Below are 19615 nucleotides of genomic sequence, written 5' to 3'. Positions count from 1 at the left end.
TATGCATATTTTGTGATTATAATTTCATATTGGTTTATGCGTAACAGGGTGATCATGAGATGGCAATTGAACAAACAGCAATTACACGCGCGACTTTCGATGAAGTGATCCTGCCGATTTATGCTCCGGCAGAGTTTATTCCGGTAAAAGGTCAGGGCAGCCGAATCTGGGATCAGCAAGGCAAGGAGTATGTCGATTTCGCGGGTGGCATTGCAGTTACGGCGTTGGGCCATTGCCATCCTGCGCTGGTGAATGCGTTAAAAACCCAGGGCGAAACTCTGTGGCATATCAGTAACGTTTTCACCAATGAACCGGCGCTGCGTCTTGGGCGTAAACTGATTGAGGCGACGTTTGCCGAACGCGTGGTGTTTATGAACTCCGGCACGGAAGCTAACGAAACCGCCTTCAAACTGGCGCGTCATTACGCCTGTGTGCGTCATAGCCCGTTCAAAACCAAAATTATTGCCTTCCATAACGCTTTTCATGGTCGCTCGCTGTTTACCGTTTCGGTGGGTGGGCAGCCAAAATATTCCGACGGCTTTGGGCCAAAACCGGCAGACATCATCCACGTGCCTTTTAACGATATCCACGCAGTGAAAGCGGTGATGGATGATCACACCTGTGCGGTGGTGGTTGAGCCGATCCAGGGCGAGGGCGGCGTGACGGCAGCGACGCCAGAGTTTTTGCAGGGCTTGCGCGAGCTGTGCGATCAACATCAGGCATTATTAGTGTTTGATGAAGTGCAGTGCGGGATGGGGCGGACCGGCGATCTGTTTGCTTACATGCACTACGGCGTGACGCCGGATATTCTGACCTCTGCGAAAGCGTTAGGCGGCGGCTTCCCGATTAGCGCCATGCTGACCACGGCGGAAATTGCTTCTGCATTTCATCCTGGTTCTCACGGTTCCACCTACGGCGGTAATCCTCTGGCCTGTGCAGTAGCGGGCGCGGCGTTTGATATCATCAATACCCCTGAAGTGCTGGAAGGCATTCAGGCGAAACGCCAGCGTTTTGTTGACCATTTGCAGAAGATCGATCAGCAGTACGATGTGTTTAGCGATATTCGCGGTATGGGGCTGTTAATTGGCGCGGAGCTGAAACCACAGTACAAAGGTCGGGCGCGTGATTTCCTGTATGCGGGCGCAGAGGCTGGCGTAATGGTGCTGAATGCCGGACCGGATGTGATGCGTTTTGCACCGTCGCTGGTGGTGGAAGATGCGGATATCGATGAAGGGATGCAACGTTTCGCCCACGCAGTGGCGAAGGTAATTGGGGCGTAAATACGACGCATCAGGCAAAAGATGTCGGATGCGGCGCGAACGCTGTATCCGATGGTTTAGCCTGCATTACGCCTTCGAATCCCGCAACTTGCGACTCAGCCAAATCCCGTGATGCGGTCGCTGACGCCATGCCATCGACGAAATGGTGTGCATGGTGTTCAGATGACCAATAACCCGCTGTAAATGCTGCTCCAGCGTACCTGCCGCGCCTTCGTGCGGCTGCATCTCCGGCGCATCCATGATATTGGCATCGCCAGAACTACCCGGTTCGTCATACTCCAGTCGCTGCTGACAACGCTGAATGGCGATTTCACAAGACTGTAAATACTCTTGTGCCAGTTCAGGTGGCAATGCCCGGTGTTCCCGCGCCAGCGTGGTCATGGCATTAATATGCTCAACAATAAACTGGCTGTGCGTTACCCACAGTTTCATATCTGCCAGATAATGGCTGTTAAACGCCGGTTCCTGCATCGCCTGATTCAATGAGTTATACAGAGTGTTATGCGCCTGATTTACCCGCATTCGCTGCCAGGCCAGTGGCGTAGGTTGCGGGTCCTCGCTCAGAATCAAGCGAATCGCTTCCTGATAGGCTTCTAAAGCGTCATGGGCGTTCTTACGCAATAACCCGCTCTGCCACTGCGGCCACAGCCAGACAGTACCGCCGAAAGCAATTAAACAACCAATAATGGTATCGATAAGACGTGGAAGGATGTACTGCTCACCGTTCAGCCACAACAGTTGCAGGGTATACACTGCGGTAATGGTAAAACCGACCGTCGCCCAGCCGTAGTTTTTGCGCAATATCAGGTAGCTGGCGAGGGTGGTAATCAGCATCAAGGTCAGGGTGTAACCTTCGGGAATTTTAAAGTGCAGCGCCACGCCCGCAATGATTAACCCAACCACGGTTCCCACGGAGCGATTCACAATCCTCAGACGGGTTGCGCCATAGCCATTTTGCGTCACCAGCAATACCGTCATCAGGATCCAGTACGACTTCGGCAGATGTAGCGCGGTGCCCATCAGGCTGGCAACGCTTAACATCACACTGAGTCGTCCGGCATTGCGTAGCGCCGGAGACTTTAGTGACAGATAACTTTTCAGCGCCGGAAGTAACGGCATTCGCCGCTGTTTATCGGCCAGTAAGTCACGCGCATAGAGCGGTTTTTGGGTGCGCAGCACGCGGGCAATGCGGCTGAAGTGCCAATAGCAGAATTGCCCAACCGGATTATCCGGATGCTGGCGGGCGATTTTTTCCAGTGCGCCAATTTGCTTTTCCATCGTAAAACGCGTCGGCAGGCGATGGTAAAGAATGTCATCAGCCAGCACGCGCAGGCGAGCGGCGACGGTTTGCGCATTCCAGCGGATAACTTCCTCCGCATGGCTACGCTCGACCAGTTTTTGCACCTCTTCCGGCTGATGCAAACTGACCGAAATATGTTCCTGCAAATCCAGCGCCTCCTGGAAAATACGCAGCATCCGCTTGTAATCGGTATTATTTTGCGCGGAAAGCATATGCATTTGCTGATAGCACTGGGTAATTAGATCGACCGCTTTTTGCTGGCGCACCAGCAGCGGCGGCAGCGCTTTTTCAGGGTCGGTGTGCTGGGTAAGCAGGCTGTATTTGGCTTCACAATAATCTGCCAGTTCACGGTACAGCAGACTTAGTGACTCGCGCAGCGGTTGTTCGCGCCAGATCCAGAACCAAAACCAGTTAAACAATCCGTACCAGAGAGTGCCCAACGCATAGATGAGCAACGGTTCCCAGACCGGCATGTATCCCGCCAGACTGAGGGTAAAAATGGCGGCGAGCAGCGATGCGGGAAGCAATTTTGCGTGCAATGGCCCCAGCTCAGCAGTGACGCCAAGTACCAGCGTTAATCCGGTCAGCAAAAAGGGCAGGGGAACATCTTTTGCCAGTAGAAGCTGTGTCAGCAAGCTACAGGTGGCAAACAGCGACGCACCAATGATTAAGCGTTTGAAAAAACGTTTATGAGGCGTATCAAGGCCCGCAATATTGCAACAGGCAGGAACGAGGGAGAAGAGCAGACCGAATCGTAATTCGCCAAGCATTAACCCAACGGCCACGGGCAAACATAGCACCAGCGTTTGTCGCAGTGCATAGTTGATATCGGGGTGATAAATCAGTCTGCACCACATCGGGGGAAACAAAATGGCGCGCTACTCAGTAACGCGCCACTCCGACGGGATTAACGAGTGCCGTAAACGACGATGGTTTTACCGTGTGCGGAGATCAGGTTCTGATCTTCCAGCATCTTCAGAATGCGTCCCACGGTTTCACGAGAACAGCCGACTATCTGACCAATTTCCTGACGGGTAATTTTGATTTGCATACCGTCCGGGTGAGTCATAGCATCCGGTTGTTTTGCCAGGTTCAGCAGAGTCTGTGCAATGCGGCCCGTCACGTCGAGGAACGCCAGGTTGCCCACTTTCTCTGAAGTGACTTGCAGGCGACGCGCCATCTGTGCAGACAGACGCATCAGAATGTCCGGGTTTACCTGAATCAATTGGCGAAATTTTTTGTACGAAATTTCAGCCACTTCACAGGCGGTTTTCGCACGTACCCATGCGCTACGTTCCTGGCCCTCTTCAAACAGGCCCAGTTCGCCAATAAAATCACCCTGATTCAGATAGGAGAGGATCATTTCTTTACCCTCTTCGTCTTTGATCAGCACTGCCACAGAGCCTTTAACGATGTAGTACAGCGTTTCCGCTTTTTCACCCTGGTGAATAAGCGTGCTCTTGGATGGGTACTTATGAATGTGGCAATGAGACAAGAACCATTCGAGAGTCGGGTCTGTTTGCGGTTTGCCAAGCACCATGCGCGGTTATCCTCTGTTATAAGCTTTCTCCAGAGCCAGATAACGCCGCTGTCTCTGGATTGCCGAAATATGCTTCCCGCTACCTGGGAAGGGGCTATCAACTGTACTGCACGGTAATGTGACGTCCTTTGCATACATGCAGTACATCAATGTATTACTGTAGCATCCTGACTGTTTTAGCATAGCTTTCGCTTTGTGTCTCCTGGTGTCTCGCTTCAGCATGACCCAGGTCGCCTTCCGTTGCGCGATTTGGTTAGTACGCGTACTCTGTCAGGAAAATTGACGCAGTGGAGTAGCAAAAATGCAAGCGCGAGTGAAGTGGGTCGAAGGGTTAACTTTTCTGGGCGAATCCGCCTCTGGTCACCAGATTTTAATGGACGGCAACTCAGGCGATAAAGCACCAAGTCCGATGGAAATGGTGTTGATGGCGGCGGGTGGTTGCAGTGCCATCGATGTGGTTTCTATTCTGCAAAAAGGGCGTCAGGATGTGGTCGATTGTGAAGTAAAATTGACCTCTGAACGCCGCGAAGAGGCACCACGCCTGTTTACGCACATTAATCTGCATTTTATCGTCACCGGTCGCGACCTGAAAGACGCAGCGGTTGCGCGTGCGGTAGATCTCTCTGCCGAGAAATATTGTTCAGTGGCGTTGATGCTGGAAAAAGCGGTGAATATTACTCACTCGTATGAAGTGGTTGCCGCGTGATTTAACTATCCCGTTGTGAAGCCGGATAGTATTTTATCCGGCGTAATAGCAGAGTTACTCGATTTTCTTCCCTTCCATCAATCGTTGCACCAGCGGCAGCATAATTAATTCCATTGCCAGACCCATTTTGCCGCCAGGCACCACTAACGTATTGATGTGGGAAATGAATGAGCCTTGCAACATCGCCAGCAGCCAGGGAAAATCGATCCCTTCCAGATTACGAAAATGGATCACCACAAAGCTTTCATCCAGCGACGGGATACCTTTTGCCGCGAACGGGTTTGAAGTGTCGACGGTGGGAACGCGCTGGAAGTTAAGATGGGTGCGGGAAAACTGCGGTGTGATGTAGTTGATATAGTCTTCCATTGAACGCACTACCGAGTCCATCACTGCTTCTCGTGAGTGCCCGCGCTCGCTGGTGTCGCGGATCAGTTTTTGAATCCACTCAAGGTTAACGATAGGCACCACGCCGACCAGTAAGTCCACATGCTGCGCAACGTTATGCTGTGGCGTGACGACGCCGCCGTGTAAACCTTCATAAAACAGTACATCAGTGGGTTCCGGTAAAGGTTGCCATGGGGTGAATGTCCCCGGTACCTGATTCCACGGTACGGCTTCGTCGTAGGTATGCAGATATTTGCGAGATTTCCCTTTGCCGCTCTGACCATATTCAATGAAGGTTTGTTCCAGCAGGCCAAAGTCGTTCGCTTCGGGGCCGAAGTAGCTGATATGCCGCCCGGCGTCGCGCGCTTTGCGGATCGCCATGTCCATTTCCGGGCGGGTGTAACGGTGAAAACTGTCGCCTTCCACCTCAGCTGCATGCAGATTTAACTGCGCGAATATTTTACGAAACGCGAGGCTGGTGGTGGTGGTCCCCGCGCCGCTGGATCCTGTTACCGCAATGACCGGATGTTTGGCAGACATAGTAACTCCATGACTTAGCTATCATTATTATCTCGTCCGCCGACGGTTGCAGGTTATTCGCGAAACTGACTGCGCGGCATAATATTGACCGTTTCGTGCAGCTCCGACCATACCAGCACCGCTTCTCCGCACTGTAGCTGGCGTTTGACGTCGGCGACTTTCTGTTCAAGTGTACGCTCATGTTCACCATAATCGGTGCCTTCACGTAACACAAAGCTTTCAATTAAATTTTCCAGCGTTTCGGGGGAGAGGTCTTGCCACGGAATCAACATGATTTCGCCTCCAGATACGTTGTTAACCAGTCAGGAATGCGTGACTCCAGCCACATTTGCGGATGAAGTAATGTACCGCCAATAAAGCCAACATGACCGCCATGTTCAGTCAGTTGATACTCCACCTGCGGGGGGAGACTTTCCGGTTTCGGGATCACCTGATGATCCATAAACGGATCGTCTTTGGCGTGAATAATCAGCGTCGGTTTGGCGATCCGGTTCAGCATCGGCATGGCGCTACACTGACGATAATAGTCGATAGCGTCGGCGTAGCCGTGAATTCTGGCGGTGATGAGATCGTCAAATTCACGGATGCGACGTACCGATTTTAACTGCGCGAGATTAATCGGCAGCGTTCCGGGGTAGGCAGCCAGCTTGCGTGCGGCATTGGCTTTTAACAGGTTCAGCAAGTAACGCTGATAGACGCGGGAAAAGCCCTTTTCCATATGATAGCTACAGGCTTCCAGCATAAACGGCGCAGAGACAATCACCGCCGCATCAATCGGGAGATCATTGCCTTCTTTTGCCAGCAAACAGGCCAGCATATTACCGCCGAGCGAATAGCCGACGGCAGCCGTTGGCGCATGACCAGACTCGCGTTGCAGCCAGCGTAAAAACCAACTGGCGTCTTCGGTTTCGCCCGAATGGTAAATGCGGTGCATACGGTTTGGTTCACCGCTGCATCCGCGAAAATGCATCACCACGCCCAGCCAGCCGCGCTTTTGCGCCGCCTCAACCAGACCGTGAGCGTAAGGGCTATTGAGACTGCCTTCCAGCCCGTGAAATACCACTAAACGCGGTTTATGACGCGCCTGTGCAGGGTCTTCACTCCACGCGAGATCGACAAAATCGCCGTCGGGCAACTCCAGTCGCTGCCAGTGCGGGGTGAATTTCACCTTGCGACGAAACAGACGCGGCAGCATGGTTTGTAGATGACAATTGCTAAAGCCGCGCATAGGGGTGAATTCAGCACTGCTGCTGAATTCATTGGCATCGGTCGTCGTTATCTGCGCCATCAGTTGCTTTGGCCTTCCAGCAGCATCTGCTCAAGCTGCTCCTGGGCTTCCAGCCACGCCATTTCGCACTCTTCCAGGCCGGATTTGGCGCTGGCTTGCTGTTGCAGGCAGGCGGTCAGTTCTGCTTTACGGCTTTGATCGTACAGTTCGCTGTCACCGAGTTTCTCTTCCGCCTGTGCCAGCTGTGCGTTCAGCTTTTCCATCTCTTTTTCCAGACGGGCGATCTCTTTACGCAGCGGTTGGGTTTGCGCACGCAGCTCCGCTTCCCGACGCTTCTGATCTTTACGTGCCTGGGCGCTGTTTGCGTTCTCTTTTGGCGCTTCGTCGGTCTGGTTTTCCTGTTTTTGTACGTCGCTCAACCACTGTTGATAATCTTCCAGATCGCCGTCGAACGGTTCGACTTTACGATCGTGAACCAGGTAGAGATCGTCAGTGGTGGAACGCAGCAAATGACGGTCGTGCGAGACGACAACCAGCGCGCCTTCGAACTCGATTAATGCTTCAGTCAGTGCCTGACGCATGTCGAGGTCAAGGTGGTTAGTCGGTTCGTCGAGCAGCAGCAGATTCGGACGCTGCCAGACAATTAATGCCAGCACCAGGCGGGCTTTTTCCCCACCGGAGAAGCGGCGCGTTTCTTCCGTCACTTTATCGCCCTGGAAACCAAAGCCGCCGAGGTAATCACGCAGTTTTTGCTCCAGCTCCTGCGGCGCTAAACGTGCCAGATGTTGAATAGGCGATTCGTCGGCGCGCAGGTATTCCAGTTGATGCTGGGCGAAGTAGCCGAGCTTGATCCCTTTCGCCAGACCAATTTCACCGCTGACTGGCTCAAGTTCACCGGCTAACAGTTTGATTAATGTCGATTTACCCGCGCCATTGCGGCCTAACAGACCAATGCGCGAGCCGGGCACCAGGTTCAGTTTAATCGAGTCGAGAATAATGCGATCGCCATAGCCTGCGCTGACCTTTTCCATCTTCAGTAACGGATTTGGCAGGCTTTCCGGCGCGCGGAAGCTAAAACGGAACGGGTTGTCGACGTGCGCGGGGGCAATCAGCTCCATACGCTCCAGCATCTTAATGCGGCTCTGGGCCTGCTTCGCTTTGGTGGCTTTGGCACGGAAACGGTCGATATAACTTTGCAGATGCGCCACGCGTTCCTGCTGGCTTTCGTACATCGCTTGTTGCTGCGCCAGACGGGTGGCGCGCTGCACTTCAAACGAACTGTAGTTGCCGGTGTACTCGAACATGCTTTGTTGTTCGATATGAATAATTTTATCAACGATCGGATCGAGGAAGTCGCGGTCGTGAGAGATCAGGATCAGCGTGCCCTGATAGCTCTTCAGCCATTTTTCCAGCCAGATAACGGCATCGAGATCGAGGTGGTTAGTCGGTTCGTCGAGCAGCAGCAAGTCTGAACGGCAAATCAGCGCCTGGGCAAGGTTAAGACGCATACGCCAGCCACCGGAGAAATCACTCACCGGGCGCTCCAGTTGTTCATTGCTGAAACCGAGGCCGTGCAGCAGGCTGGCGGCACGGGAGCGAATACTCCATGCGTCGATAGCATCCAGCTTGCCATGAATGGTGGCGATGGCGTGCCCGTCGTTACGTTCGTTGGCGTCGTGTAGCTGCGCTTCCAGTTGACGATATTCACGGTCGCCGTCAATGACATATTCCAGCGCCGCTTGCGGTAACGCCGGCGTTTCCTGATTCACCCACGCCAGTTGCCAGCTTCCCGGAAAGGTGTAGCTGCCGCCGTCGGCGCTGATTTCATTTTTCAGCAATGCCAGCAGGGTAGATTTACCACAGCCGTTTTTACCCACCAGGCCGACTTTCTGCCCGGGGTTGATGGTGGCGGTGGCATTATCCAGCAGGACGCGCACGCCGCGACGAATTTGTAACGAGGAGAAAACAATCATAAGGTGCCGTATGTTCAGACTATGTTAACTTATCATTATGATAATGTAATGTATGGGCGAGCTGCCGCACCGGGCGCAATGGTAGCCCAAAACAGCGACTATACACAAAAACCATACCGGGAGGGGGATGATGTCTCAGCCAGCGAAAGTTTTGCTGCTGTATGCCCATCCGGAATCTCAGGACTCGGTGGCAAACCGGGTACTGCTTAAACCGGCCACGCAGCTCAGCAATGTTACCGTGCACGACCTTTACGCGCACTATCCCGATTTTTTTATTGATATCCCCCGTGAGCAGGCATTACTGCGCGAGCACGAGGTGATTGTCTTTCAGCATCCTCTTTATACCTATAGCTGCCCGGCGCTACTGAAAGAGTGGCTGGACCGGGTATTAAGCCGTGGTTTTGCCAGCGGGCCGGGAGGAAACCAACTGGCGGGAAAGTACTGGCGTAGCGTGATTACCACCGGCGAGCCGGAAAGTGCTTACCGTTATGACGCCTTGAATCGCTACCCGATGAGCGATGTTCTGCGCCCCTTTGAACTAGCGGCGGGCATGTGCCGGATGCATTGGTTGAGTCCCATCATTATTTACTGGGCGAGACGGCAAAGCGCACAGGAGCTGGCGAGTCACGCCAGAGCCTACGGTGACTGGCTGGCAAATCCGCTGTCTCCAGGAGGCCGCTGATGGAAGGTTCCGATTTTTTACTCGCAGGAGTGTTGTTTCTCTTCGCGGCGGTGGCTGCGGTGCCGCTGGCATCGCGGCTGGGTATTGGCGCTGTGTTGGGATATTTGCTGGCAGGGATTGCAATTGGCCCGTGGGGGCTGGGTTTTATTAGCGACGTCGATGAGATCCTCCACTTTTCGGAACTCGGCGTGGTGTTCCTGATGTTTATCATCGGCCTGGAGTTGAATCCCTCCAAGCTTTGGCAATTGCGGCGTTCGATTTTTGGCGTAGGTGCGGCACAGGTGCTGTTAAGCGCGGCGTTGCTGGCGGGATTATTGATGCTGACGGATTTCGCCTGGCAGGCGGCGGTGGTCGGTGGCATTGGCCTTGCGATGTCTTCAACTGCAATGGCGTTGCAATTGATGCGTGAGAAAGGGATGAATCGCAGCGAATCCGGGCAGTTAGGTTTCTCGGTACTGCTGTTTCAGGATCTGGCGGTGATCCCGGCACTGGCGTTAGTGCCGTTGTTGGCGGGTTCGGCAGACGAACATTTCGACTGGATGAAGATCGGCATGAAGGTGCTGGCGTTTGTCGGCATGCTGATTGGCGGGCGCTATTTACTGCGTCCGGTATTCCGTTTTATTGCAGCTTCTGGTGTGCGGGAAGTGTTCACCGCCGCGACGCTGCTGCTGGTGTTGGGTTCCGCATTGTTTATGGATGCGCTGGGGCTGTCGATGGCGCTCGGTACGTTTATTGCGGGCGTGCTGCTGGCGGAAAGTGAATATCGTCATGAACTGGAAACGGCTATCGATCCCTTCAAAGGCTTGCTGCTCGGTTTGTTCTTTATCTCTGTCGGCATGTCACTCAACCTCGGGGTGCTTTATACCCATCTGTTGTGGGTAGTGATAGCTGTGGTTGTGCTGGTGGCGGTGAAAATTCTCGTGCTGTATCTGCTGGCGCGATTGTATGGCGTGCGTAGCTCAGAGCGGATGCAGTTTGCTGGCGTGTTGAGTCAGGGCGGTGAGTTTGCCTTTGTGCTCTTTTCTACTGCTTCTTCACAACGCTTATTCCATGGCGACCAGATGGCGCTGTTACTGGTGACGGTGACGCTTTCCATGATGACCACGCCGCTGCTGATGAAGCTGGTAGATAAATGGCTATCCCGCCAGTTTAACGGACCGGAAGAAGAAGTCGAAAAACCGTGGGTCAACGATGATAAACCGCAGGTCATTGTCGTGGGCTTTGGGCGTTTTGGTCAGGTGATTGGTCGCTTGCTGATGGCAAATAAAATGCGCATTACTGTGCTGGAGCGGGATATCAGCGCCGTTAACCTGATGCGCAAATATGGCTACAAAGTTTATTACGGCGACGCCACGCAGGTCGATCTGTTACGTTCTGCGGGTGCAGAGGCCGCTGAGTCTATCGTCATTACCTGTAACGAGCCGGAAGACACCATGAAACTGGTGGAAATATGCCAGCAGCACTTTCCGCATTTGCATATTCTTGCGCGAGCGCGCGGACGTGTGGAAGCGCATGAGTTATTACAGGCAGGGGTGACGCAGTTTTCCCGTGAAACATTCTCCAGTGCGTTAGAGCTGGGGCGCAAGACGCTGGTCACGCTTGGCATGCATCCGCATCAGGCACAGCGGGCGCAACTGCATTTTCGCCGCCTGGATATGCGGATGCTGCGAGAGCTCATCCCAATGCATGCCGATACCGTACAAATTTCTCGCGCCAGGGAAGCCCGACGCGAACTGGAAGAGATTTTCCAGCGTGAAATGCAACAAGAACGACGCCAGCTGGACGGCTGGGATGAATTTGAGTAGAGGGTAAAGATGGCAATCCGAAAACGTTTTATTGCGGGCGCAAAATGCCCGGCCTGTCAGGCGCAGGATTCAATGGCGATGTGGCGCGAAAATAATATTGATATTGTTGAATGTGTTAAGTGCGGACATCAGATGCGAGAAGCGGACAAAGAAGCCCGCGATCACGTTCGCAAAGATGAGCAAGTGATCGGGATTTTTCATCCGGACTAGCGATATGCGCCGAGTTTTTTTAAGCTAGTGAGTACACGGCTGCAGAATTCCGCTACAATCTGCGCCACTATTCTTCCCATGCTCAGGAGATATCATGAAAGTAGCAAAAGACCTGGTGGTCAGCCTGGCCTATCAGGTACGTACAGAAGACGGTGTGTTGGTTGATGAGTCTCCGGTGAGTGCGCCGCTGGACTACCTGCATGGTCACGGTTCCCTGATCTCTGGCCTGGAAACGGCGCTGGAAGGTCACGAAGTTGGCGACAAATTTGATGTCGCTGTTGGCGCGAACGACGCTTACGGTCAGTACGACGAAAACCTGGTGCAACGCGTTCCTAAAGACGTATTTATGGGCGTTGATGAACTGCAGGTAGGTATGCGTTTCCTGGCTGAAACTGACCAGGGTCCGGTACCGGTTGAAATCACTGCGGTTGAAGACGATCACGTCGTGGTTGATGGTAACCACATGCTGGCCGGTCAGAACCTGAAATTCAACGTTGAAGTTGTGGCGATTCGCGAAGCGACTGAAGAAGAACTGGCTCATGGCCACGTTCACGGTGCGCACGATCATCACCACGATCACGACCACGACGGTTGCTGCGGTGGTCATGGCCACGATCACGGTCATGAACACGGTGGCGAAGGCTGCTGCGGCGGTAAAGGTAACGGCGGTTGCGGTTGCCACTAATACCGAAAAAGTGACAAAAAAGCGGGGGAATCCCCGCTTTTTTTACGCCTCAATAATGTGGCGGTGGCGTTTCTTCAGCCTGCGACGCGATGTTCGACGGCTGGCTGGCTTTTAGCTTCTCGGTCAGCAGACGCAGATGATCGCGCAGTTTCGCCATCTCCATTTCATGAGCGGTCACCGTGACGTTCAGTTCTTCAATGGTGATTTCCTGAAAAGCCAGTCGGCTCTCCAGCTCTGCCAGGCGTGCTTCCAATGATAAATCCTGCATGATTCACCTCTTTTGTCGAATGGTCGCCGCGGATTCTACTTAACTTTGCTGCCCGAGACAGCACTCATTTCGCGGTCATCGAAACTAATTTAAACAAAAAGAGTCTGAAAATAGATGATAATAGGGCGTGTCTGTATGTAGATTTGTTCGACAACGCTTTATAGTACCCTTCTGATAATAGTTAACCCTGGGGTGAGATGCCCCGATCCTGGAGATATGGATGAAATCACTGTTTAAAGTAACGCTGCTGGCGACCACAATGGCCGTTGCCCTGCATGCACCGATCACTTTTGCTGCTGAAGCTGCAAAACCTGCTACAACTGCTGACAGCAAAGCAGCGTTCAAAAATGACGATCAGAAATCAGCTTATGCACTGGGTGCTTCGCTGGGTCGTTACATGGAAAACTCTCTTAAAGAACAAGAAAAACTGGGCATCAAACTGGATAAAGATCAGCTGATCGCTGGTGTTCAGGATGCATTTGCTGATAAGAGCAAACTCTCCGACCAAGAGATCGAACAGACACTGCAAGCATTCGAAGCTCGCGTGAAGTCTTCTGCTCAGGCGAAGATGGAAAAAGACGCGGCAGATAACGAAGCGAAAGGTAAAGAGTACCGCGAGAAATTTGCCAAAGAGAAAGGTGTGAAAACCTCTTCAACTGGTCTGGTTTATCAGGTAGTCGAAGCCGGTAAAGGCGAAGCACCGAAAGACAGCGATACTGTTGTCGTGAACTACAAAGGTACGCTGATCGACGGTAAAGAGTTCGACAACTCTTACACCCGTGGTGAACCGCTCTCTTTCCGTCTGGACGGTGTTATTCCGGGTTGGACAGAAGGTCTGAAGAACATCAAGAAAGGCGGTAAGATCAAACTGGTTATTCCACCAGAACTGGCTTACGGCAAAGCGGGTGTTCCGGGGATCCCACCGAATTCTACCCTGGTGTTTGACGTAGAGCTGCTGGATGTGAAACCAGCGCCGAAGGCTGATGCAAAGCCGGAAGCTGATGCGAAAGCCGCAGATTCTGCTAAAAAATAAGCATTAAGAACCGCCGCCTGACCAGGCGGCGGTTTTTTTATTACAGGCCGGATATAATTAGTGCTGGAAAGCGGAACCTCCGCTGTATTAATTTAGTTACCCGCATCATTAATGAGCCTGCCCTGAAAAGTTAACGACAGGCTCCTGAAAAGGAGTGTTTTTTTCATGTCCAGGTCGCTTTTAACCAACGAAACCAGTGAGTTGGATTTACTGGATCAACGTCCTTTCGACCAGACCGATTTTGATATTCTGAAATCCTACGAAGCGGTGGTGGACGGGTTAGCGATGCTTATTGGCTCCCACTGTGAAATCGTTTTGCACTCTTTGCAGGATCTAAAATGTTCAGCCATTCGCATTGCTAACGGTGAACATACAGGCCGGAAGATTGGTTCGCCAATTACTGACCTGGCGCTACGTATGCTGCACGATATGACGGGAGCGGATAGCAGCGTTTCTAAATGCTACTTTACTCGCGCCAAAAGCGGCGTATTAATGAAGTCCCTGACTATCGCGATTCGTAACCGCGAACAGCGTGTAATTGGTCTGCTGTGCATCAATATGAATCTTGATGTTCCCTTCTCGCAGATTATGAGCACTTTTGTGCCGCCAGAAACCCCGGATGTCGGTTCAAGCGTCAACTTTGCCTCTTCTGTTGAAGATCTGGTTACCCAAACGCTGGAGTTCACCATCGAAGAAGTGAATGCCGATCGCAATGTTTCTAATAACGCCAAAAATCGTCAGATCGTGCTGAATCTCTACGAGAAAGGGATCTTCGATATTAAAGATGCGATCAACCAGGTTGCTGACCGCCTGAACATCTCCAAACACACTGTCTATCTCTACATCCGCCAGTTCAAGAGCGGTGATTTCCAGGGGCAAGATAAGTAATGCGTTTTGCCATCGTGGTGACCGGGCCAGCATACGGTACGCAACAGGCGAGTAGTGCTTTTCAGTTTGCGCAGGCGCTGATTGCAGAAGGCCATGAGTTAAGCAGCGTCTTTTTTTATCGGGAAGGGGTCTATAACGCTAACCAATTGACCTCACCGGCAAGCGATGAATTTGACCTTGTGCGCGGCTGGCAACAGTTGAATGCGCAACATGGTGTGGCGCTGAATATCTGCGTAGCGGCAGCGTTACGCCGCGGTATCGTCGATGAAACTGAAGCAGGAAGGCTGGGGCTGGCTTCGTCAAATCTTCAGTCGGGATTTACCTTAAGCGGACTTGGCGCGCTGGCGGAAGCCTCGCTGACCTGTGACAGGGTGGTACAGTTCTGATGAAACGAATTGCGTTTGTTTTTTCTACTGCACCTCATGGTACAGCTGCTGGTCGGGAAGGTTTAGATGCTTTACTGGCAACTTCCGCATTAACTGACGATCTGGCCGTCTTCTTTATTGCTGATGGCGTTTTTCAGCTGCTGCCAGGACAAAAGCCCGATGCAGTGCTGGCGCGTGATTACATTGCCACTTTTAAATTGTTGGGTCTGTACGACATTGAACAGTGCTGGGTTTGTGCGGCTTCACTGCGCGAACGCGGGTTAGATCCGCAGACACCCTTTGTTGTCGAAGCCACGCCGCTCGAAGCAGATGCCTTACGCCGCGAACTCGCCAACTACGATGTTATTTTGAGGTTTTGAGGCGTTTATGCTGCACACATTACATCGTTCACCCTGGCTGACGGATTTTGCTGCGCTGTTGCGTCTACTCAGTGAAGGCGACGAACTGCTATTATTGCAAGATGGTGTAACTGCCGCAGTTGACGGTAACCGCTACCTTGAAAGTCTGCGTAATGCCCCCATTAAGGTCTATGCCCTGAACGAAGACCTTATTGCCCGCGGTTTGACTGGTCAAATTTCGAACGACATCATTCCCATTGACTATACTGATTTCGTCAGACTTACGGTTAAGCACTCCAGCCAGATGGCCTGGTGATGGCGGGATCGTTGTATATTTCTTGACACCTTTTCGGCATCGCCCTAAAATTCGGCGTCCTCATATTGTGTGAGGACGTTTTATTACGTGTTTACGAAGCAAAAGCTAAAACCAGGAGCTATTTAATGGCAACAGTTAACCAGCTGGTACGCAAACCACGTGCTCGCAAAGTTGCGAAAAGCAACGTGCCTGCGCTGGAAGCATGCCCGCAAAAACGTGGCGTATGTACTCGTGTATATACTACCACTCCTAAAAAACCGAACTCCGCGCTGCGTAAAGTATGCCGTGTTCGTCTGACTAACGGTTTCGAAGTGACTTCCTACATCGGTGGTGAAGGTCACAACCTGCAGGAGCACTCCGTGATCCTGATCCGTGGCGGTCGTGTTAAAGACCTCCCGGGTGTTCGTTACCACACCGTACGTGGTGCGCTTGACTGCTCCGGCGTTAAAGACCGTAAGCAGGCTCGTTCCAAGTATGGCGTGAAGCGTCCTAAGGCTTAATGGTTCTCCGTTAAGTAAGGCCAAACGTTTTAACTTAAATGTCAAACTAAACTCGTAGAGTTTTGGACAATCCTGAATTAACAACGGAGTATTTCCATGCCACGTCGTCGCGTCATTGGTCAGCGTAAAATTCTGCCGGATCCGAAGTTCGGATCAGAACTGCTGGCTAAATTTGTAAATATCCTGATGGTAGATGGTAAAAAATCTACTGCTGAATCTATCGTATACAGCGCGCTGGAGACCCTGGCTCAGCGCTCTGGTAAATCTGAACTGGAAGCATTCGAAGTAGCTCTCGAAAACGTGCGCCCGACTGTAGAAGTTAAGTCTCGCCGCGTTGGTGGTTCTACTTATCAGGTACCAGTTGAAGTCCGTCCGGTTCGTCGTAATGCTCTGGCAATGCGTTGGATCGTTGAAGCTGCTCGTAAACGCGGTGATAAATCCATGGCTCTGCGCCTGGCGAACGAACTTTCTGATGCTGCAGAAAACAAAGGTACTGCAGTTAAGAAACGTGAAGACGTTCACCGTATGGCCGAAGCCAACAAGGCGTTCGCACACTACCGTTGGTAATCCCTTCGGAGTTTTAGTCACCAGGCGGGCGCTTCCAGTAAGCAGCCCGCTTTGGGCTACTTAAATTGAACGCCTAAAAGATAAACGAGGAAACAAATGGCTCGTACAACACCCATCGCACGCTACCGTAACATCGGTATCAGTGCGCACATCGACGCCGGTAAAACCACTACTACCGAACGTATTCTGTTCTACACCGGTGTAAACCATAAAATCGGTGAAGTTCATGACGGCGCTGCAACCATGGACTGGATGGAGCAGGAGCAGGAACGTGGTATTACCATCACTTCCGCTGCGACTACTGCATTCTGGTCTGGTATGGCTAAGCAGTATGAGCCGCATCGCATCAACATCATCGACACCCCGGGGCACGTTGACTTCACAATCGAAGTAGAACGTTCCATGCGTGTTCTCGATGGTGCGGTAATGGTTTACTGCGCAGTTGGTGGTGTTCAGCCGCAGTCTGAAACCGTATGGCGTCAGGCAAACAAATATAAAGTTCCGCGCATTGCGTTCGTTAACAAAATGGACCGCATGGGTGCGAACTTCCTGAAAGTTGTTAACCAGATCAAAACCCGTCTGGGCGCGAACCCGGTTCCGCTGCAGCTGGCGATTGGTGCTGAAGAACATTTCACCGGTGTTGTTGACCTGGTGAAAATGAAAGCTATCAACTGGAACGACGCTGACCAGGGCGTAACCTTCGAATACGAAGATATCCCGGCAGACATGGTTGAACTGGCTAACGAATGGCACCAGAACCTGATCGAGTCCGCAGCTGAAGCTTCTGAAGAGCTGATGGAAAAATACCTGGGTGGTGAAGAACTGACTGAAGAAGAGATTAAAGGTGCTCTGCGTCAGCGCGTTCTGAACAACGAAATCATCCTGGTAACCTGTGGTTCTGCGTTCAAGAACAAAGGTGTTCAGGCGATGCTGGATGCGGTAATCGATTACCTGCCATCCCCGGTTGACGTACCTGCGATCAACGGTATCCTGGACGACGGTAAAGACACTCCGGCTGAACGTCACGCAAGTGATGACGAGCCGTTCTCTGCACTGGCGTTCAAAATCGCTACCGACCCGTTTGTTGGTAACCTGACCTTCTTCCGTGTTTACTCCGGTGTGGTTAACTCTGGTGATACCGTACTGAACTCCGTGAAAGCTGCACGTGAGCGTTTCGGTCGTATCGTTCAGATGCACGCTAACAAACGTGAAGAGATCAAAGAAGTTCGCGCGGGCGACATCGCTGCTGCTATCGGTCTGAAAGACGTAACCACTGGTGACACCCTGTGTGACCCGGATGCGCCGATCATTCTGGAACGTATGGAATTCCCTGAGCCGGTAATCTCCATCGCAGTTGAACCGAAAACCAAAGCTGACCAGGAAAAAATGGGTCTGGCTCTGGGCCGTCTGGCTAAAGAAGACCCGTCTTTCCGTGTATGGACTGACGAAGAATCTAACCAGACCATCATTGCGGGTATGGGCGAACTGCACCTCGACATCATCGTTGACCGTATGAAGCGTGAATTCAACGTTGAAGCGAACGTAGGTAAACCGCAGGTTGCTTACCGTGAAACTATCCGCCAGAAAGTTACCGATGTTGAAGGTAAACACGCGAAACAGTCTGGTGGTCGTGGTCAGTATGGTCATGTTGTTATCGACATGTACCCGCTGGAGCCGGGTTCAAACCCGAAAGGCTACGAGTTCATCAACGACATTAAAGGTGGTGTAATCCCTGGCGAATACATCCCGGCCGTTGATAAAGGTATCCAGGAACAGCTGAAAGCAGGTCCGCTGGCAGGCTACCCGGTAGTAGACATGGGTATTCGTCTGCACTTCGGTTCTTACCATGACGTTGACTCCTCTGAACTGGCGTTTAAACTGGCTGCTTCTATCGCCTTTAAAGAAGGCTTTAAGAAAGCGAAACCAGTTCTGCTTGAGCCGATCATGAAGGTTGAAGTAGAAACTCCGGAAGAGAACACCGGTGACGTTATCGGTGACTTGAGCCGTCGTCGTGGTATGCTCAAAGGTCAGGAATCTGAAGTTACTGGCGTTAAGATCCACGCTGAAGTACCGCTGTCTGAAATGTTCGGATATGCAACTCAGCTGCGTTCTCTGACCAAAGGTCGTGCATCATACACCATGGAATTCCTGAAGTATGATGAAGCGCCGAGTAACGTTGCTCAGGCCGTAATTGAAGCCCGTGGTAAATAAGCCTAAGGGTTAATACCAAAGTCCCGTGCTCTCTCCTGAAGGGGAGAGCACTATAGTAAGGAATATAGCCGTGTCTAAAGAAAAATTTGAACGTACAAAACCGCACGTTAACGTTGGTACTATCGGCCACGTTGACCACGGTAAAACTACTCTGACCGCTGCAATCACCACCGTACTGGCTAAAACCTACGGCGGTGCTGCTCGTGCATTCGACCAGATCGATAACGCGCCGGAAGAAAAAGCTCGTGGTATCACCATCAACACTTCTCACGTTGAATATGACACCCCGACCCGTCACTACGCACACGTAGACTGCCCGGGGCACGCCGACTATGTTAAAAACATGATCACCGGTGCTGCTCAGATGGACGGCGCGATCCTGGTAGTTGCTGCGACTGACGGCCCGATGCCGCAGACTCGTGAGCACATCCTGCTGGGTCGTCAGGTAGGCGTTCCGTACATCATCGTGTTCCTGAACAAATGCGACATGGTTGATGACGAAGAGCTGCTGGAACTGGTTGAAATGGAAGTTCGTGAACTTCTGTCTCAGTACGATTTCCCGGGCGACGACACTCCGATCGTTCGTGGTTCTGCTCTGAAAGCGCTGGAAGGCGACGCAGAGTGGGAAGCGAAAATCCTGGAACTGGCTGGCTTCCTGGATTCTTACATTCCGGAACCAGAGCGTGCGATTGACAAGCCGTTCCTGCTGCCGATCGAAGACGTATTCTCCATCTCCGGTCGTGGTACCGTTGTTACCGGTCGTGTAGAACGCGGT

22 protein-coding genes are annotated in these 19615 nt (G+C 52.2%); 15 read left to right on the top strand and 7 right to left on the bottom strand.

What is annotated here, in order from left to right:
• Positions 1 to 59: 59 nt before the first annotated feature.
• Positions 60 to 1280: a bifunctional acetylornithine/succinyldiaminopimelate transaminase gene (argD, locus tag ACJHWK_RS15590; protein WP_000963771.1), complete on the top strand. Its 1221-nt coding sequence runs from the start codon at positions 60 to 62 to the stop codon at positions 1278 to 1280.
• A 66-nt stretch (positions 1281 to 1346) separates the two neighbouring features.
• Here the strand turns inward: argD and ACJHWK_RS15585 are convergent, their stop codons facing one another.
• Together ACJHWK_RS15585 and crp are read right to left on the bottom strand one after the other, a co-directional pair.
• On the bottom strand, positions 1347 to 3437 hold the full coding sequence (locus ACJHWK_RS15585; protein WP_170886103.1) for a YccS/YhfK family membrane protein: 2091 nt from the start codon (positions 3435 to 3437) through the stop codon (positions 1347 to 1349).
• Between the two features lie 50 nt (positions 3438 to 3487).
• A complete protein-coding gene (crp, locus tag ACJHWK_RS15580) occupies positions 3488 to 4120 on the bottom strand; it encodes a cAMP-activated global transcriptional regulator CRP (RefSeq protein ID WP_000242755.1) in 633 nt (210 codons plus the stop codon).
• A gap of 301 nt (positions 4121 to 4421) precedes the next feature.
• On the opposite strand from crp, the gene ACJHWK_RS15575 reads away from it, so the two are divergent.
• Entirely contained in the window at positions 4422 to 4826 is a 405-nt protein-coding gene (locus tag ACJHWK_RS15575; RefSeq protein WP_001148908.1) for an OsmC family protein, read from the top strand.
• Positions 4827 to 4880: 54 nt separating this feature from the next.
• Here ACJHWK_RS15575 and ACJHWK_RS15570 read toward each other — a convergent pair whose 3' ends face one another.
• From ACJHWK_RS15570 to ACJHWK_RS15555, 4 genes are read right to left on the bottom strand one after another with little or no spacing between them, the layout of a single operon-like run.
• Positions 4881 to 5750 carry a phosphoribulokinase gene (locus ACJHWK_RS15570; protein WP_001274680.1) on the bottom strand — a complete coding sequence of 290 codons (870 nt, stop codon included), beginning with the start codon at positions 5748 to 5750 and terminating at the stop codon, positions 4881 to 4883.
• Between the two features lie 53 nt (positions 5751 to 5803).
• The gene (locus tag ACJHWK_RS15565) at positions 5804 to 6022 is read right to left on the bottom strand and encodes a YheU family protein (RefSeq protein ID WP_000907085.1); all 219 of its coding nucleotides are present in this window, start codon (positions 6020 to 6022) and stop codon (positions 5804 to 5806) included.
• Positions 6016 to 7038 (bottom strand): hydrolase, encoded by a 1023-nt coding sequence (locus ACJHWK_RS15560; RefSeq protein ID WP_001521449.1) that lies wholly within the window; start codon positions 7036 to 7038, stop codon positions 6016 to 6018. The genes ACJHWK_RS15565 and ACJHWK_RS15560 overlap by 7 nt, the downstream gene beginning before the upstream one ends.
• The gene (locus tag ACJHWK_RS15555; protein WP_020232893.1) at positions 7038 to 8951 is read right to left on the bottom strand and encodes an ABC transporter ATP-binding protein; all 1914 of its coding nucleotides are present in this window, start codon (positions 8949 to 8951) and stop codon (positions 7038 to 7040) included. The genes ACJHWK_RS15560 and ACJHWK_RS15555 overlap by 1 nt, the downstream gene beginning before the upstream one ends.
• Before the next feature lie 130 nt (positions 8952 to 9081).
• Between ACJHWK_RS15555 and kefG the strand changes: the two genes are divergently transcribed.
• The 4 genes from kefG to slyD all read left to right on the top strand — a co-directional run bounded on the left by kefG (position 9082) and on the right by slyD (position 12333).
• A complete protein-coding gene (kefG, locus tag ACJHWK_RS15550) occupies positions 9082 to 9633 on the top strand; it encodes a glutathione-regulated potassium-efflux system ancillary protein KefG (protein ID WP_001297514.1) in 552 nt (183 codons plus the stop codon).
• Positions 9633 to 11438: a glutathione-regulated potassium-efflux system protein KefB gene (gene kefB / locus ACJHWK_RS15545; protein WP_000399109.1), complete on the top strand. Its 1806-nt coding sequence runs from the start codon at positions 9633 to 9635 to the stop codon at positions 11436 to 11438. The genes kefG and kefB overlap by 1 nt, the downstream gene beginning before the upstream one ends.
• Positions 11439 to 11447: 9 nt before the next feature.
• Complete coding sequence (locus ACJHWK_RS15540; protein WP_001007730.1) at positions 11448 to 11648, top strand: YheV family putative zinc ribbon protein; 201 nt, start codon at positions 11448 to 11450, stop codon at positions 11646 to 11648.
• Positions 11649 to 11742: 94 nt separating this feature from the next.
• Positions 11743 to 12333: a peptidylprolyl isomerase gene (gene slyD / locus ACJHWK_RS15535; RefSeq protein ID WP_000861334.1), complete on the top strand. Its 591-nt coding sequence runs from the start codon at positions 11743 to 11745 to the stop codon at positions 12331 to 12333.
• Positions 12334 to 12382: 49 nt separating this feature from the next.
• On the opposite strand, the gene ACJHWK_RS15530 is transcribed toward slyD, so the two are convergent.
• A complete protein-coding gene (locus tag ACJHWK_RS15530) occupies positions 12383 to 12601 on the bottom strand; it encodes a protein SlyX (RefSeq protein WP_001153615.1) in 219 nt (72 codons plus the stop codon).
• A gap of 220 nt (positions 12602 to 12821) precedes the next feature.
• Between ACJHWK_RS15530 and fkpA the strand changes: the two genes are divergently transcribed.
• From fkpA to ACJHWK_RS15485, 9 genes are all read left to right on the top strand, one after another.
• A complete protein-coding gene (gene fkpA / locus ACJHWK_RS15525) occupies positions 12822 to 13634 on the top strand; it encodes an FKBP-type peptidyl-prolyl cis-trans isomerase (RefSeq protein ID WP_000838261.1) in 813 nt (270 codons plus the stop codon).
• 165 nt (positions 13635 to 13799) lie between these two features.
• The gene (locus ACJHWK_RS15520; protein ID WP_000091466.1) at positions 13800 to 14522 is read left to right on the top strand and encodes a transcriptional regulator; all 723 of its coding nucleotides are present in this window, start codon (positions 13800 to 13802) and stop codon (positions 14520 to 14522) included.
• Entirely contained in the window at positions 14522 to 14908 is a 387-nt protein-coding gene (gene tusD, locus ACJHWK_RS15515) for a sulfurtransferase complex subunit TusD (RefSeq protein WP_001209690.1), read from the top strand. Before ACJHWK_RS15520 ends, tusD begins: the two co-directional genes overlap by 1 nt.
• Positions 14908 to 15267 carry a sulfurtransferase complex subunit TusC gene (tusC, locus tag ACJHWK_RS15510; protein ID WP_000820714.1) on the top strand — a complete coding sequence of 120 codons (360 nt, stop codon included), beginning with the start codon at positions 14908 to 14910 and terminating at the stop codon, positions 15265 to 15267. Before tusD ends, tusC begins: the two co-directional genes overlap by 1 nt.
• A gap of 7 nt (positions 15268 to 15274) precedes the next feature.
• A complete protein-coding gene (gene tusB, locus ACJHWK_RS15505) occupies positions 15275 to 15562 on the top strand; it encodes a sulfurtransferase complex subunit TusB (RefSeq protein ID WP_000903377.1) in 288 nt (95 codons plus the stop codon).
• A gap of 125 nt (positions 15563 to 15687) precedes the next feature.
• Positions 15688 to 16062, top strand: a complete 375-nt coding sequence (gene rpsL, locus ACJHWK_RS15500; protein WP_000246815.1) for a 30S ribosomal protein S12 — start codon at positions 15688 to 15690, stop codon at positions 16060 to 16062.
• 96 nt (positions 16063 to 16158) lie between these two features.
• Entirely contained in the window at positions 16159 to 16629 is a 471-nt protein-coding gene (gene rpsG, locus ACJHWK_RS15495; protein WP_001138043.1) for a 30S ribosomal protein S7, read from the top strand.
• A 96-nt stretch (positions 16630 to 16725) separates the two neighbouring features.
• A complete protein-coding gene (gene fusA, locus ACJHWK_RS15490; protein ID WP_000124703.1) occupies positions 16726 to 18840 on the top strand; it encodes an elongation factor G in 2115 nt (704 codons plus the stop codon).
• A 70-nt stretch (positions 18841 to 18910) separates the two neighbouring features.
• On the top strand, positions 18911 to 19615 hold a 705-nt coding region (locus ACJHWK_RS15485; protein ID WP_094284229.1), incomplete at its 3' end, for an elongation factor Tu.

The organism is Escherichia sp. WS547 (assembly GCF_046486065.1).
Classification (GTDB): Bacteria; Pseudomonadota; Gammaproteobacteria; order Enterobacterales; family Enterobacteriaceae; genus Escherichia; species Escherichia coli.
This window is presented reverse-complemented; position numbering and strand designations above follow the sequence as displayed.